This window comes from Paenibacillus sp. FSL P4-0081 (assembly GCF_000758565.1).
GTDB lineage: Bacteria > Bacillota > Bacilli > Paenibacillales > Paenibacillaceae > Paenibacillus_AQ > Paenibacillus_AQ phytohabitans.
The window spans coordinates 832,708-848,274 of sequence record NZ_CP009280.1; the positions used below are offsets into that span (position 1 = coordinate 832,708).

General features: G+C 50.7%; 15 protein-coding genes. 13 read left to right on the forward strand and 2 right to left on the reverse strand.

The genetic code is table 11. The annotated features are described in order from the left end of the window. Positions 1-34 precede the first annotated feature (34 nt). The 4 genes from P40081_RS03695 (at position 35) to ilvA (ending at position 5,606) form a co-directional block, all read left to right on the forward strand. Positions 35-877 carry an NmrA family NAD(P)-binding protein gene (locus P40081_RS03695; RefSeq protein WP_042133417.1) on the forward strand — a complete coding sequence of 281 codons (843 nt, stop codon included), beginning with the start codon at positions 35-37 and terminating at the stop codon, positions 875-877. A gap of 45 nt (positions 878-922) precedes the next feature. Continuing rightward, entirely contained in the window at positions 923-1,414 is a 492-nt protein-coding gene (locus P40081_RS03700) for a PadR family transcriptional regulator (RefSeq protein WP_052421656.1), read from the forward strand. A 313-nt stretch (positions 1,415-1,727) separates the two neighbouring features. After that, positions 1,728-3,812: a methyl-accepting chemotaxis protein gene (locus P40081_RS03705; protein WP_052421657.1), complete on the forward strand. Its 2,085-nt coding sequence runs from the start codon at positions 1,728-1,730 to the stop codon at positions 3,810-3,812. Positions 3,813-4,343: 531 nt separating this feature from the next. Next, positions 4,344-5,606, forward strand: coding sequence for a threonine ammonia-lyase IlvA (gene ilvA, locus P40081_RS03710; RefSeq protein ID WP_039298277.1), 1,263 nt, complete (start codon positions 4,344-4,346; stop codon positions 5,604-5,606). A 132-nt stretch (positions 5,607-5,738) separates the two neighbouring features. On the opposite strand, the gene P40081_RS03715 is transcribed toward ilvA, so the two are convergent. Both P40081_RS03715 and P40081_RS03720 read right to left on the reverse strand, forming a co-directional pair. Further along, positions 5,739-6,698 carry a hypothetical protein gene (locus P40081_RS03715; RefSeq protein ID WP_052421658.1) on the reverse strand — a complete coding sequence of 320 codons (960 nt, stop codon included), beginning with the start codon at positions 6,696-6,698 and terminating at the stop codon, positions 5,739-5,741. 41 nt (positions 6,699-6,739) lie between these two features. After that, a complete protein-coding gene (locus tag P40081_RS03720; RefSeq protein WP_042133420.1) occupies positions 6,740-7,402 on the reverse strand; it encodes a DUF1129 family protein in 663 nt (220 codons plus the stop codon). A gap of 224 nt (positions 7,403-7,626) precedes the next feature. Between P40081_RS03720 and P40081_RS03725 the strand changes: the two genes are divergently transcribed. From P40081_RS03725 to P40081_RS03765, 9 genes are all read left to right on the forward strand, one after another. After that, positions 7,627-7,827, forward strand: a complete 201-nt coding sequence (locus P40081_RS03725; protein WP_042133422.1) for a hypothetical protein — start codon at positions 7,627-7,629, stop codon at positions 7,825-7,827. A 191-nt stretch (positions 7,828-8,018) separates the two neighbouring features. After that, a complete protein-coding gene (locus tag P40081_RS03730) occupies positions 8,019-8,849 on the forward strand; it encodes an alpha/beta hydrolase family protein (protein WP_039298286.1) in 831 nt (276 codons plus the stop codon). Positions 8,850-8,934: 85 nt separating this feature from the next. Continuing rightward, entirely contained in the window at positions 8,935-9,711 is a 777-nt protein-coding gene (locus P40081_RS03735; protein ID WP_042133424.1) for a DODA-type extradiol aromatic ring-opening family dioxygenase, read from the forward strand. A 147-nt stretch (positions 9,712-9,858) separates the two neighbouring features. Beyond that, complete coding sequence (locus tag P40081_RS03740) at positions 9,859-10,962, forward strand: DUF3048 domain-containing protein (protein WP_042133426.1); 1,104 nt, start codon at positions 9,859-9,861, stop codon at positions 10,960-10,962. Positions 10,963-11,166: 204 nt separating this feature from the next. Continuing rightward, positions 11,167-11,784: a DUF47 domain-containing protein gene (locus P40081_RS03745; protein WP_039298293.1), complete on the forward strand. Its 618-nt coding sequence runs from the start codon at positions 11,167-11,169 to the stop codon at positions 11,782-11,784. Between the two features lie 13 nt (positions 11,785-11,797). After that, complete coding sequence (locus P40081_RS03750) at positions 11,798-12,787, forward strand: inorganic phosphate transporter (RefSeq protein WP_039298295.1); 990 nt, start codon at positions 11,798-11,800, stop codon at positions 12,785-12,787. 350 nt (positions 12,788-13,137) lie between these two features. Then, complete coding sequence (locus P40081_RS03755) at positions 13,138-13,866, forward strand: amino acid ABC transporter ATP-binding protein (protein WP_042133427.1); 729 nt, start codon at positions 13,138-13,140, stop codon at positions 13,864-13,866. 32 nt (positions 13,867-13,898) lie between these two features. Beyond that, a complete protein-coding gene (locus P40081_RS03760) occupies positions 13,899-14,750 on the forward strand; it encodes a glutamate ABC transporter substrate-binding protein (RefSeq protein WP_039298300.1) in 852 nt (283 codons plus the stop codon). A gap of 161 nt (positions 14,751-14,911) precedes the next feature. Then, entirely contained in the window at positions 14,912-15,562 is a 651-nt protein-coding gene (locus P40081_RS03765) for an amino acid ABC transporter permease (RefSeq protein ID WP_039298474.1), read from the forward strand. Positions 15,563-15,567: the final 5 nt, after the last annotated feature.

Below are 15,567 nucleotides of genomic sequence, written 5' to 3' on the forward strand. Positions count from 1 at the left end.
ATTAGACTAAATTTTCGGAAAAGAGGTCCTTGTAATGTTATTTATTACTGGAGCAACTGGAACCGTTGGAAATCGGGTTATACATTACCTCAAGCTTAAGGATATCGAATTTAAAGCCCTCACCCGAACACCTGAGAAGCTGTTAACAGACCGGACAGAGCATATGATGATCGTCACCGGCGATATCAAGAATTGCAGCGCCTGGTCAGACAGCCTGCGCGGCGTGGAGACCTTATTCCTGATCCTTCTGGATGATGCTGAAGAGATTCTGCAGGCTGCCCGGGCCAAGGGTGTCCGGAACATCGTGTTCTTATCCTCAGCCTCCATCAACCGCTCGGATGCCGGTTACAACGAGAATGCGATTAAACATAAAAAAGTCGAGGATCAGATTCAGGCGTATGGCTTTCAGTATGTGTTTATCCGTGCTGAGGCCTTCATGCATAATACCATTTACTGGGGGGACCTTTTTAGATACAATAGGGGGACGATCCGGTTACCGGCCCTGGAGGCTAAGCTGGCCAGTGTGCACGAAGCAGATATTGCTGAAGTTATCAGCGTGGTTGTTACCGATTTTGACAGATTCTCTGGGCAGGTCTTAACGCTTACAGGGGCGAGTATTCTCAGCCAGCGGAACATATTGACAGAAATTTCCAAACATTTAGGACAATCGCTTGAACTGGAAGAGCAGACAATCGATGACTTCCGATCCTATATGGGCAAGTACATTGCTGAAGAGTATATTACTCTTAGAGTCCAGGACTGGGAGTATACCCTGAAGCATAAGCTCGCCGTGACGGACACGGTACTGGCTATTCTGGGACGGGAGCCTTATACGTTCAGAGAATGGATATCTGAGCATATCCTTGATTTTCAATAATCTATAGAAAGAGGAATTATTATTATACCCTTATTAATACTGGGTTTGCTGAAGGATTGCGGACCATCCAGCGCTTATGAATTGATGAATGTCTTTAAGGAACGGGACTACAGGTATCTCGCTCATATGACGAAGGGATCACTGTATTACAACCTGCAGAGGTTAGCGGGTGAGGGCTTGGTCCGGCTGGTTGAAGTCGTTAGCGTTAACAACTATCCTGAACAATACATCTACGAGATTACGACGCAGGGCGACGAGCATTTCAAAGCGCTGATGGCTAAATATTCGCTGCAGACGGACGATATCACGTTAGCCTTTTATATGACCACGCTATTCGCCCACCAATATGATTCTGAGCGGTTCAAGTCGGCCGTAGCGGTGCAGATGGAGCAAACACGGCGCAAAATTGCTGAAATTGATTCTGCGCTGGATGCCAAGCAAGATAGGATCTACTACACGGCAAAGTCGATGATGAATAATGTCAGAGCGCACCATGAATTGAACCTGAAATGGTTTCAGGAGCTGCTCGAGCAGTAGGGCGGCGTACTCCCGGATAATAGGAACTGAATATTGGTGTATGAACTCATACTCCCTTTTATTTGCTGAATAGCGCAGATACAAGGGTTTTTTTGTGCAAATAACCTGACATGAATAAGCAGAAATGCGGGATATTCAGATGATGGACATGACATTTGTGAGAAAATATCTGACATGGTCACAGTTTTTTCACAGCTTACGGGGAAACGGTAAAGGGATAAAGGGGATTTTTGCAGAAATAAGTCGAAAGATAGAGAAGATTCGGAGCAGCATAGCTGACCTGAGTCTTTATACATGGAAGGTGGAAGGACCTATGACACTGGGGAAGAACAGAAGGGGCAGGGAGAGGAAGCTTATAGCCTCTTTCAGCAATATGGGAATCCGCGGCAAGCTGTTTATGTCCGTGATCCTCTCTGTGATTGTTATTCTTGTGATTGTATCCGTAGTGATTTACAGCAATGCCAAGCAGATTATAGTCAATGGCCTGAACAATTCGCTGACCTATCAGAAAGGAGAGATAAGCGTTAAGGTCAACGAGCTGCTGCAGCCCGCTTCGGACAGTGTAGAGCTTCTGAATGCCAACGCCTATATCCGTGACTATATCGCCAGTGTAAGTGATCCGGAAACAGCGAAGACCACCAGCGGGTACAGTGAACTGATCCGCACCCTGAATCTGGTCAAGAACAACAATAAGAACCTGCTGAATGTGTATATAGGTCTGGATGCTGCGAACAAGGTGATTACGCAGGATGAGTTCGAGCCGCCGGCGGACTTCGTGCTGAAGGAGCGGGGCTGGTATGCCAGCACAGCCAAGAATAAGCGTGTTACGGTTACGGATCCCTATATTGATGCCGGCTCCGGCAAAATGGTCGTCAGCGTCAGCGCACCGATTCTCGACGATGCCGGCAAGCTGATCGGTGTGGCGGGTGCCGATATCTCCACGGAGCAGATTACCCAGGCGCTGAGCGCTTTTAATTACAATGGCAGCGGGTATGCCGTACTGATTGATAAGACAGGAACCTTCATCTACCATCCGGATACAGACAATATTCTGCTGAAGAAAATGTCCGATCTCGGTGAAGACTGGAAAGCTGTCGGGGATAAGATGGTACAGTGGGGCTCGAATGTGATAAAGACGGATATTGACGGCGAGGCCAGTTATGTGTCGTATTCGCCGGCTGTAGAGAACCAGTGGTCTGTGGCGCTGATCGTACCGGAGAAAAAAGCGGAGCAGGAATTGAAGAAATTCGAGCTGATCTTTATTCTCTCGATTATTGCTTCAATTGTAGTGATGTCTGTGTTGCTGTACTTTGTCTCCAACAGTATTTTGAAGCAGATTCCTATCCTAACGGCTGCCTTCCGAAAAGCGATGTCCGGCGACCTGTCGGTAAGAGCAAAGGTTACCGCCAAAGGGGAAATCGGCGTACTGGCAGAGGGCTTCAACGATATGATCTCCTCACAGCAGTCGCTGATTCAGGAAATCATGCGCAGCTCGCAGAGCATCTCTGGCGCAGTGGAGAATACGGAGAAGAATGTGTTCGTGCTCGACGGCAGCATCACCGATATTTCGGGGATTACCGAAGAGCTGTCAGCGGGCATGCAGCAGACGGCGGCTTCGATGGAAGAAATGAACGCCAGCACGATCGAATTCGAGCATGCCATTAACGGTATCGCCCGCAAAGCCCAAGAGGGGGCAGATGCGGCCCGGGAAATTAATGTACGGGCGGATAAGCTGAAAGAGGGAGCATTTGAGTCACGCAGGCAGGCGGATCATATCTACGGACAGAGTGAAGAAAAGCTGCGCATGGCGCTTGAACAGTCGAAGTCGATCTCGCAGATAGGCGCGCTCACAGGAGCGATTCTGGAAATTGCCGCCCAGACCAATCTGCTGTCGCTGAACGCTTCCATTGAGGCTGCTAGAGCCGGGGATGCGGGCAGAGGCTTCGCCGTTGTGGCGGAGGAAATCCGCAAGCTGGCTGATAACTCGCGGGAGACGGTGACCGAAATCCAGGGAGTTACTGAAGCGGTAGTCCAGGCGGTATCCAATCTGGTTGAGGGCGCGGAGAGCATGCTGCGGTTCATGGACCGGCAGGTGCTGAAGGATTACGATGCGATGCAGGAGACGGGTGAGCGGTACAGCGAAGATGCCAAGTATATTGATGAGCTGGTAACGGACTTCAGTGCCACCTCCGAAGAGCTGCTGGCTTCCATTCAGAGCATGCTGACTGCGATCAGCGAGACGGGCAGTGCAACGAATGAAGGCGCAGAAGGGGCCGGGGTCATCGCCGTCCAGGCGGAGCAGATCATCGGCAAGTCCGGCAGCATCGTTGCCGAGATGGAGGAGATCAAGATGAGCTCGGCGCAGCTGCTGCAGACGGTCTCGCGGTTTAAGGTCTAGTTATAGCAAGCTAGGGGACGGTCCTGCTGATGTATGGCAGGGCCGTTTGCTTGTTGCGTATGGAAAGTAAGCATAGGCGCATAGGAAGGGCATTTGGAGTGCTAAATGAGGAAATGAGGAGATTAAAGTATGAGGGTAGGACGCCGTGAAGGGATTACGGTATATGCCTAGGAGGGTCTTCCGGTAGGCTTAATTGCACTTTGTACAACTAAAACGTCTGATTTACAACCAATTATCCGTTTAGTTGTATTTCGTGCAACTAAAAAGCACTATGTAGACGGTTCTTGCCCATTCGGGCAGATTTAGTTGTACAGAATACAGTTATAAGAGGCGGGCCTCCCTTTTCGCTGTTTTTAATTACACATTATACAACTATATAAGATGAACTTAAGAATGAGGGGTGGAGTAGCAGGATTCCACCGGCAGTGGATTCTGTATTGTGTGAGGAGGACAAGGGTTGAAAAAATGTCCTTGGAAGAGTATGTTACAAGAAGCGAAACGATAAGAAAGAGACAGTGAGGCGAGGAAATGATGAGAGAAGGCGAAAACCGGATCGTAGGAATGGAAGATATTGTACGCGCACATCATGTGCTGCGGGAGGTTATCGTCCGTACGCCGCTGCAGCTGGATGCGGTACTGTCAGCTAAATACGGCTGTAATGTGTATTTGAAACGCGAAGATTTGCAGATTGTACGCTCCTTCAAGATCCGCGGGGCCTACAATATGATCCGCAGTCTGTCCGACGAGGACAGAGCCAAGGGGATTGTATGTGCAAGTGCGGGTAACCATGCCCAGGGTGTGGCGTATTCCTGTAAGGCACTGGGAATCAAAGGCAAGATCTTTATGCCGAGCACTACACCTAATCAGAAGATTAAGCAGGTCCGGCGTTTTGGCGGCGAATTCGTGGAAGTGATTCTGAAGGGGGATACCTTCGACGATGCTTACGATGAAGCGCTGCAGGCTTGTATAGACTATAGCATGACGCTGATTCACCCGTTTGATGAGCCGCGCATTATCGCCGGCAATGGTACGATTGCGATGGAGATTATGGAGAGCCTGGACAAGCCGGCTGACTTTGTATTTGTTACGATTGGCGGAGGCGGCCTGGCGGCAGGTGTAGCCACCTATGTGAAGACCGTGAGCCCGGCGACCAAGGTGATCGGTGTGGAGCCTACCGGAGCAGCTTCCATGAGCGAGGCGATGGAGTGCGGTGAGGTGATCACCCTGAAGGAAATTAATAAGTTTGTTGACGGTGCGGCGGTGAAACGTGTCGGCGGCTTGACCTTCGACATCTGTTCGAAGCTCCTGGATGATGTAGTCAAAGTGCCGGAAGGCAAGGCTTGTACAACCATTCTGGAGCTGTATAACGAGAATGCGATTGTTGTGGAGCCGGCAGGCTCGCTTCCGATTGCTGCGCTGGACATGTACCGGGATCAGATCCGCGGCAAAAGCGTGGTCTGCATCGTCAGCGGCGGCAATAATGATATCGACCGGATGCAGGAGATCAAGGAGCGTTCACTGATCTATGAAGGCCTGAAGCATTATTTCATGGTTAATTTTCCGCAGCGCGCGGGTGCCCTGCGTGAATTCCTGACTGAGGTAGTCGGACCCGACGATGACATTACCCGGTTCGAATACACGAAGAAGAACGAGAAGGAGAACGGCCCGGCACTGGTGGGCATTGAGCTGATGTCCACAGATGCCTACGCCCCGCTGATTGAGCGGATGAAGCAGAAGGGCGTGGATTACGTAGAGATCAACAAGGATGTCAATTTATTCAGCATGCTGATCTAATATAATCGTTGTCAGCGGCAATAGCCGTTTATATGGATATGAATAAGACCCGCCCGGGTTCAACCCGGGCGGGTCTTATTTCATAGCGATAAGTTTGCTGCGCACATCCGGTGCTGCTGAGTTATACGCTTATCAGGACTGGGGCACTTCTGTCTTCAGATACTGCTCGGCGTCATCATCCAAGAGATAGCCGTTGCTCTTCATCAGCTTCATGAAGCCATCGAGCTTCTGCAGGAACGGACTGGTGCTGCTGTTTTTGGCCAGGATGCTGCTGTAGGCTTTCTGTGCCTCCAGATCCATTTCCAGATTATCGTAATGGAAGAGCGGCGTGTTGTTCTGGCCATAGAATGTATTCACTGCGTACATGTTATAAAGTGTCTTGACTGCTGATAGGCGGTTGGATTTGGGATAGGTCTGAATGAACTGCTCCTGGGTTAGTGCACGGGAAGCGACATCCCCCCAGGCGATCACAAGCCCGTTATCCTTGGAAGGGGGCAGATCCGACTCGGTCGCCATTATTGAAATATAATCACGGATATCCTCTGTCACGTACAGTTTATATTTGCGGTAAGCGGCATAATCAATCACCGGGAAAAAGGTTCCTTCGGCCGTCTCCAGCTTATAGCCGCTCTCTCCCGCGCTTTTCAGCAGCGCACGAAGTGAAGCATTCTCCGTACTCTCGGCCAGCCTCACCATGCTGACTCCCGCCTTATAGACGGAGATGAGCTTCCGCTGTACCTCACTGCTGCTGAATTTCTTCTCCCAGGAAGGCAGGAGCGATTTGTGCAGGTTCTCCAGCTTCAGTGTCAGAACAGTCGCCTGATAAGGAGTGACAGCATACAGATTGGTATTCATATAAGTAATAGCACCCGGCAGGTTGCCTGAGGAGAACAGTGGCAGCGCAGCCCTGTAGACAGCCTCAGCATGGCTGAGGACGGCTGCACCGGTAACACCCGCCTTAGCGCTGGCAGCCGCCTCAGACGTGCCTGTGCCGCGGCCCGCGCTGCTCTCAGCACGGGCAGGAGCGGAGCTTGCTGCCTCCAGCCCCATGAGCAGAGCAATAGCGGCGGTTAGAACGATGTGCTTCTTCATACAAGTCTCCTCCTGTGTGGAATAAAAGTTGAATATATTCTCTATGATTTGAAAAATATTAATTTCAGTCCGAGACCACCAGCTGCGGCAAGAACCAGACTGACCCAAGGTGCAATCCGGATGACCGGGAACAGATTATCGAGGAACATTCCGGCAAATACGGCAGCAATCGCAATTCCGACATAGAGTCCCAGCCCTTTGATATCAAAAGCCTTGGGCTTCGGGCTATCGTCCTCAGACAACGAGGCCATCCATTTCATAATTAGCTCAATCAGAACAATCGAGCCGATACCTACTATGATAAGGGTGAAAATACTGATCTGGCCGAAGATTTCATCCGGACCTCCGCTCCACTGCATGATCAGTCCGGCAGCGCCCATCACTCCGAACAGAATGGTCAGGGCGGACAAAGAGATCATCAGGGAGTTCTTCAGCTTGCTGCGCGGAGAGCGCGGGGGGCTGCTGTTCATCACATCTTTGAAATAATCTCCGGGGTTCTCGCCGAAGATTTGCTTGGCATTCCGGCCTTTGGCCTGCCCCTTCAGCAGCAGTTCAGCCGCCTCCAGCAGCAGCTCCTCTGCACGGACAGAGTCTACCGAGCTGGCCCGCATGGCCAGAATCATATCTTCAAAAAAAGAGCGGTTAAATGGCGTCATCTGCTCACGCAGCAGGTTGTTTTGCTTAATCATAGCTTTAACTTTCATAGTATGGACGTATACCTCCAAGGTGGATTAATCAGGTTAGCCTTTAACCTAGAGTATACGTTTGTGCAGCAGTGGTGTGCAAGGACAACCCTTGCAGGCGGATCAGAAGATTCCGCTTCTGCGTAACTTTTCTTTCGTTAATCCCTGAATAATCCGTTTGGAAGAGTGAACACTGAAGAGGTGGTTGCTTCACCAAATATAGCTAGAGGAAGGCAGGGAGCGTTATGAAACAGGAGAACAAACAGGAACCCGGCAAATTTGTGGGCGACGGCTTCGCGCCTGCACCTGCTAATGAAGTGGGGGATTGGGGCAATTCTGACGGCTTCAGTCTTTGGGATGCTGCGGGCGTGACACCGGAGAACGGACTTGAAGACTGGGAAGGCCGGCAGGAGACCCATGATATGTTTCACGACAGCTATGACTGAGTGAAGCTCAAGCTTGCACCACGGCCTCTTTTGCTCCTGCGGGAGCGGAAGGGGCTCTTTTCAGGAAATCCGGAGGACTATGGTTATTGACAAGAAATTAAGGAGAATCGTATAATAAAGATATAAATCATACTAAATTAATCGGAATAATTATAATTTGAAATAAATCAGCTTTCAGGGAGGGCGCAGCAATGGAACGGAATATTATCATCCGGCATAATGGAGAGGAACTGACAGCGAGCATACACTATCCATCCGCAGACAAGGCAGGCACCGGACGGTGCAAGAACCGGGTGCCGCTTGCAGTGATCTGCCACGGCTTCGTGGGCAGCCGGATTGGTGTAGACCGGATCTTCGTTAAGGCAGCCCGTGAGCTGGCGCAGGATGGCTATATGGTTATCCGCTTTGACTACGTAGGCTGCGGGGAGAGCAGCGGTAATTACGGAAGCGAAGATATGGAGTCGATGATCAGCCAGACCCGGGCGGTGCTGGATTACGGCATCAGCTCGGCCGATGTGGACCCGCAGCGTGTGACGCTGATCGGACATAGTCTGGGCGGTGCAGTAGCGCTGCTGACCGGTGTCCGTGACCGGCGGGTGAAGAACCTGGTGCTGTGGTCTGCGGTCGGCTATCCGTTCAATGATATCGTAAAGATTGTCGGAAGGGAAGCCTATGACCGGTCGGTGAAGAGCGGCTCAGCCGATTATTCCGGCTATTCGTTCACCCCGGTGTACTTCAACTCACTGGCAGCGTTCCAGCCGTTCCAGGAGGCCGGGAAATTCAGCGGTGATGTGCTGGTCATCCACGGGACCTCCGATGATGTTATTCCTGTTGACTATGCCTTCCTCTACCAGAAGCTGTTCTGGACACGTCCTGAAGGCCGTTGCGACAAGGAGATTATTTTCCAGGGCGACCATACCTTCTCGTCAGGTCCGGCACAGGAGCAGGTGCTTAAGCGCACCAGGGAATGGATGAATCAGCAGGAGCATCTGCAGGAGGAATGGCAGAACTGGATGATATAGGAGAAGTACCATGCGTGCAATACGTAAGAATAAGCGGTAAAATAAAAGGGCAGACCATATACTGGGTTATGGAGGTTGGCACCCTATGAAATTACCGGCATTCTTTATTGCGCACGGCTCTCCGCTGCTGGCTCTTGAGGATAACGAATACACACGTTTCCTGGAGCGGCTGGGTTCTGATCTGGGGAAGCCCCGCGGCATTGTAGTTTTCTCGGCGCACTGGGACAGTCCCCAGCAGCTGATTACAGTGGACGCACAGCATGAAACGCAGCATGATTTCTATGGTTTTCCGGAAGAGATGTATAAGCTGGCCTACCCGGCCCCGGGCGATCCCGCGTTAAGCAGCAGGATTTCCGCACTCTTCAAGGATAGCAATCTTTGTCATCAGCCTATACTCGGCCGGGGCCTTGACCATGGGGTCTGGGTTATTCTGAAGAAAATGTTCCCGCAGGCCGACATTCCCGTCGTAGCCTTATCCGTCGATTCGATGCGTTCTCCCGAAGAGCAGTACAATATCGGACGGATGCTGGCCCCGCTGCGCGATGAAGGAATCCTCCTGATCGGAAGCGGAGGACTGGTCCACAATCTCAGGCTGCTGAAGCAGGATGATCAGCCCGAGCCCTGGGCGCTCGACTTCGATGCCTGGATCGCTGAGCGGCTCGAAGCATGGGATCTGGCTTCACTTTTTGCATTTGAGAAGCAGGCTCCGCATGTGCGGGAGGCCGTTCCCACCTACGGGAAGGAACATTTCGTACCGCTCTTCTATGTAATGGGTACAGCCGATGAGGGCAGACGGGCGCAGTTAATGATTCAGGCCTATCAATACGGTACCCTAAGCTTAAACTGCTGGATGGTCGACTAATACACAAATAAATGCAGGATACAGCCGCTTTAATGGCTGTATCCTTTTTTGTATGCAGATTTTCCCGTGTGCTCAAGACAAACTCTGCCAGCTATGATTAAATGAAAGAAAGCTTACTGACAAAACTTTAGGAGGAACAACAAGTTTATGACGATAAACCGGTCTTCAGCCCGTCCTATATCAGTCTTCGTCCTTGCTGCCGCGCTGTTCTCCGCCTGCGGGACAGAGAATGCAGTAACGGTTCCAGTGCCGACTACAGTAGCAGCTACTGTTGAACCCCAGCCGACAGAAGCTGCGCAGCCCACTCCGACAATAGCGCCTGCAGCGGGAATAGTATCCAGATTAACGGGGCTTCCGGCTACGGACGGAACGCTGCCCCGGCCGCTCGCAGTCATGATCAATAATGCCCCGGCTGCCCGGCCGCAATCCGGAGTCAGCGAAGCGGATATCCTCTACGAAGTACTGGCGGAGGGCGGAATTACCCGGCTGATCGGAATCTTCCAGACTCATACCGGGGTGGTGAAGATCGGCCCGATCCGCAGTATCCGCCCTTATCTGCTCGACATTGGCGAGAGCTACGGCGGTGTGACTGTGCATGCGGGAGGCAGTCCGGCGGCTTACGCCATTCTGCAGAAGCAGAAGAAGGAGGACATGGACGAGATCGGCCGTGCAGGTGCCTACTTCTGGCGGGACAAGGAGCGCAAAGCCCCGCATAATCTATACAGCAATGCCGCCAAGCTGCGGGAAGGTGCAGGGAAGCTGGGATTTGCCGAAAGTGTGGAGGTTCCCGGGTTGCTTTTCACAGATCCGGATTATGCGCCTACTGAGGGGAAGCCCGCGCTGGAATTCAATGTAAGCTTCCTGCTGAAGAGCTATACGGTGGGGTATAAATATAATGCTGAGCAGCGCACCTATGTCCGCTGGGTGAACGGCAAACCGCATCTGGATCTGAATAATAACAGTCCGGTGGCAGCGGCGAACGTAATCGTAATGGGCTCTGACCATAAGGTGCTCGATGATGTCGGCAGGCTGCAGGTGGATGTGGAGCTGGGCGGGGAAGCGCTGCTGTTTCAGCGCGGAGTAGCGATTCCCGGCAAATGGTCGCGCAGGCCCGGAGACATCATCCGGTTCGTGAAAGAAGACGGCAGGGAAGCGCTGATGTACCCCGGCATAACGCATATTCTGATTGTACCGAACAGTCCATCCTTCGGCAGCCATGTCGATTATGCGCTGACACCTAGTCCCACCTGATAAGCACCGGATAATTAACCGTTCATATGATTATTTTCGCAATTACAGGGAATTGTTATTATAGTGTAAAAAAGTTCGGTTTTTTACTTCTATCCATTCTATTGATATGATAAGATAACAAGGGTTGTCATTCATTTTCATGCTGTTTACATTTGGGTGGCTTCACGTTTTCACGGCAATTTTATGTAAAGGGGTTTAAAGCTAATGAAGTTGAGAAAAAAGGATATATTCTTTGAGACGCTAGAAAACATGGCGGATACCATTGTTCAGGCGGCAGATTACTTCGCTCAGAATATTTCGACTCTCCAGGACAATGTTGAGAATTTCGCCGGGGTGATGAAGAAATACGAATCCCAGTGCGATACCTACACGCACACCGTCATCAAGGAACTGAACAAAACTTTTATTACGCCGCTGGAACGTGACGACATCATGGACCTGATCACAAGCATGGATGATGTTATTGATGGTCTGGAGGCTTCTGCCTCGCGTTTCTATATGTATAACCTGCTGGATGCGGATGAGTATATCGTCCAGTTCGCGGAAATTCTGCGCCAAAGTGCGTATGAAATCCAAAAAGCGGTTCATTTGCTCTCCCAGAAGAAGCTGCTGGCGATCCGTGAATACACGATCCGTCTGAATGATCTGGAGAACCAAGGCGATGAAGTGCTTCGTATCTGTACGAAGGCCCTGTTCGAAACTGTAAAAGACCCGATTGAGCTGATTAAGCGCAAAGAATTGTACGAGCGGTTGGAGACGACCACGGATAAATGTGAAGACGTAGCCAACATGCTGGAATCGATCATCATGCGCAATTCATAAGGGGCTCTGAAATATGGATACATCTATATATGTACTAGGTTTTGTTATATTTCTTGCGCTGGCGTTTGACTTTATCAATGGTTTCCATGATACAGCCAACGCAATCGCTACCTCAGTCTCTACACGCGCGCTGAAGCCGCGTACAGCCATTATGATGGCAGCAAGTATGAACTTTATCGGTGCGCTGATGTTTGAAGGCGTAGCGAAGAAGATCGGCGGCAGCATTGCTGACCCGGCACTCCTGGATAACGGGATAGATATTCTTATTGCGACGCTCATTGCGGCGATTATCTGGAATCTGGTAACCTGGTGGCTCGGGATTCCATCATCGTCCTCCCATGCGCTTATCGGAGCTTTGGCCGGAGCGGTATATGTAGGTGCAGGTTCGGAGAATGTGAAATGGCATGGCTTCATTGAGATTGTGGAGGGGCTGATCTTCTCCCCGCTGATCGCATTTGCCATCGGTTATGTTGTGATGATGATTCTAAAGTGGATCTTTGCAAAGCGCAGTCCGCATACCGTGAACAAGGGTTTCCGTTCCATGCAGATCATTACGGCGGCGCTCCAATCCTTCACACATGGTACGAATGACGCCCAGAAGGCGATGGGGATTATCACCTTTGCCCTCGTAACATCGGGACGGCTCGACACTATGCATGTACCACTCTGGGTTAAGATTGCAGCGGCAACATCCATGGCGCTCGGAACGTCCATCGGCGGCTGGAAGATCATTAAGACCATGGGTACCAAAATTTTCAAAATTGAGCCGATTAACGGCTTCGCAGCAGATATTTCGGCCGCGTCCGTTATCTTCACAGCTACACTGCTTCATCTGCCGGTAAGTACGACACATGCCATTACCTCTGCAATCCTCGGGGTAGGCTCAGCCAAACGCTTCTCCGCCGTGAAATGGGGAGTAGCCGGACGTATCGTGGTGACCTGGTTTATTACCATTCCGATCAGCGCAGTGCTGGCGGGAGTAATCTTCAAACTCTTTTTCTAGACTTGAATTGAATAGATTGCCCGTACAAGATGTCGCGGAAGCCACGAATGGCTGCGGACATCTTTTTTTGTGTTTCCAGCTTTTTTTGTGTTTCCGGCTTTTCTTGATTTTGCGGGGAGTATTTTGGTTTTTCAAGAGAGGAATGTCACAATAAGTTACAGCGAACTGATAAAAAACATTAATAGGCGTAAAAAGAAAATGAAATACGTCACATTTAGAAAAGAAAATGACATGAGCGATTAAAGGTTTTCGTAGTTTTTTGTAGTTTTCGGTAGTCTTTAAAGTAAGGTGTGTTTTAAGTGTTACCATAGCTGACAAACACATAATGATATACAAAGGAGGCCCTGTCGTTGATCGACTTTCATCAGGTAGACAAACATTACGGACATTTCCATGTACTGAAAGCCATTGACCTGCATGTTCAGGAAGGGGAAGTGGTTGTCGTAGTCGGTCCTTCCGGCTCCGGCAAGAGCACTATGCTGCGCTGCATTAACCGACTGGAGGCTATTACGAGCGGCGGACTGACCGTTGACGGTATAACTGTAAATGAACGCAAGACAGATATCAACAAGCTGCGCAAAGAAATCGGAATGGTCTTCCAGCATTTCAATCTGTACCCGCATAAAAAAGTAATCGATAATATCACACTCGCGCCGGTTAAGGTGCTTGGACTAAGCAAAGCGGAAGCCGAGAAGACGGCGATGTATTATCTGGAAAAGGTCGGGATTGCCGATAAAGCACAGTCCTATCCTTCACAGCTGTCCGGCGGACAGCAGCAGCGTGTGGCGATTGCCCGGGGGCTGGCGATGAAGCCGAAGATTATGCTGTTCGATGAGCCGACCTCGGCGCTTGACCCGGAAATGGTCGGGGAAGTACTCGATGTTATGCGGACTCTGGCCCGCGAAGGCATGACGATGGTTGTCGTTACCCATGAGATGGGCTTCGCCCGCGAGGTGGCCGACCGGGTAATCTTCATGGATCAGGGACAGATCGTGGAAGAAGCGGAGCCGGAGCAATTCTTCGCCAGTCCGCGTGAAGACCGGACACGAACGTTTCTCAGCCGTGTATTAAGTCATTAAACAAATATATAGGATTCAGGGGAGGAACAGAAATGAAAATGTCAAAAAGCTTCAAAATGTTAAGTGTACTGATGATTGCGGCTATGCTCGTGATTGCCGGCTGCGGCAACAACAATGCCAAGAACAATGCCGGAGGGAATGACGCTGCTGCAGGAACGGCTACTGACTCTGAGGCGATTGCCAAGATCAAAGAACGCGGCAAGCTGCTCGTAGGCGTGAAGTACGACACCCGCCTGTTCGGTCTGAAGGACCCTGCATCCGGCAACGTAGAGGGCTTCGACATTGATATCTCCAAAGCCATCGCCAAAAAAATTCTGGGTGACGAGAACGCGATTGAGCTGAAGGAAGTAACCTCCAAGACACGTATTCCGATGCTGAATAACGGCGAAATCGATATGGTTGTAGCTACAATGACCATCACTGAAGAACGCAAGAAGGAAGTTGATTTCTCCGACGTCTATTTCCAGGCAGGCCAATCCCTGCTGGTGAAGAAGGGCAGCCCGATTACCGGACTGGATGACGTAACGAAGGATACGAAGATCCTGGGCTCCAAGGGCGCAACCTCCATTAAGAATATCAAAGAAAAAGTGCCGGGTGTAACCGTGCTTGAATTCGATAACTATCAGGATGCATTCAGCGCCCTGAAGGCCGGCCAAGGCGATGCACTGACTACGGATGATGCGATTCTGTACGGTATGGCTTCGCAGGACCCGGGCTATGAAGTTGTAGGCGAGCCGTTCACGGATGAGCCTTACGGCATTGCAGTACAAAAGGGCAACACCGATGTAGTTAAAGCCGTGAATGATACACTGGCTGAACTGAAAGCAAACGGTGAGTATGATGCCATTTATACGAAATGGATTGGTAAAGCTCCAGCGAAATAAGCATGTTCTAAGCTTCAGCTTACTTAACAACCTGCCTTATATTACTCGCAGAAACGGATGCCATCCCATGAGGATGGCACTGCCGTTTCTACTTGTTTATAGGAAGAATTCCTGTGTGGGGCAAGAATGAACTCATCTTTGGGCAAAGGCAGGTGAAATCTATGGAATTTTCAATATTAACGAATTATTTCGGGCTGTATATGGAAGGATTCTACGGCACCGTGCTGTCCAGTGTATTGGCCCTGATCGGCAGCTTCCTGATCGGAGCGGTAATTGCCGTCTTCCGCATTACTACTGTGAGAGCGCTGCGCTGGTTCGGAACGGCGTATGTGGAGTTCATCCGCAATATCCCGCTGCTGCTTGTAGTGTACATCTTCTATTATGGACCTTCTGCTCTGGGCTTTACGCTGGACGGCTTCAAGGCGGGAACAATCGGACTTGCGGTATACACCTCGGCCTTCATCGCCGAAGCGATCCGCGCCGGAATCATGGCTGTTCCCAAGGGACAAATGGAAGCCTCGCGTTCATCCGGCCTAAGCTACATACAGACGATGCTGCATATCATCCTGCCGCAGGCGATCAAGCTGGTTATCCCGCCGCTCGGCAACCAGTTCATCAACCTGATCAAGAACTCCTCGGTGCTGACGCTGGTAGCCGGCCTTGATCTGATGTATTTCGCGGACAGTATCTCAACAGAGACTTACCGAACCTTCGATACCTATATCTTCGTGGCGTTGTTCTATCTGGTACTTACCCTTCCGCTCAGCTACGGCGTACGCGTGTGGGAACGCAGACTGCAGCGCAAATATTAAGAAGC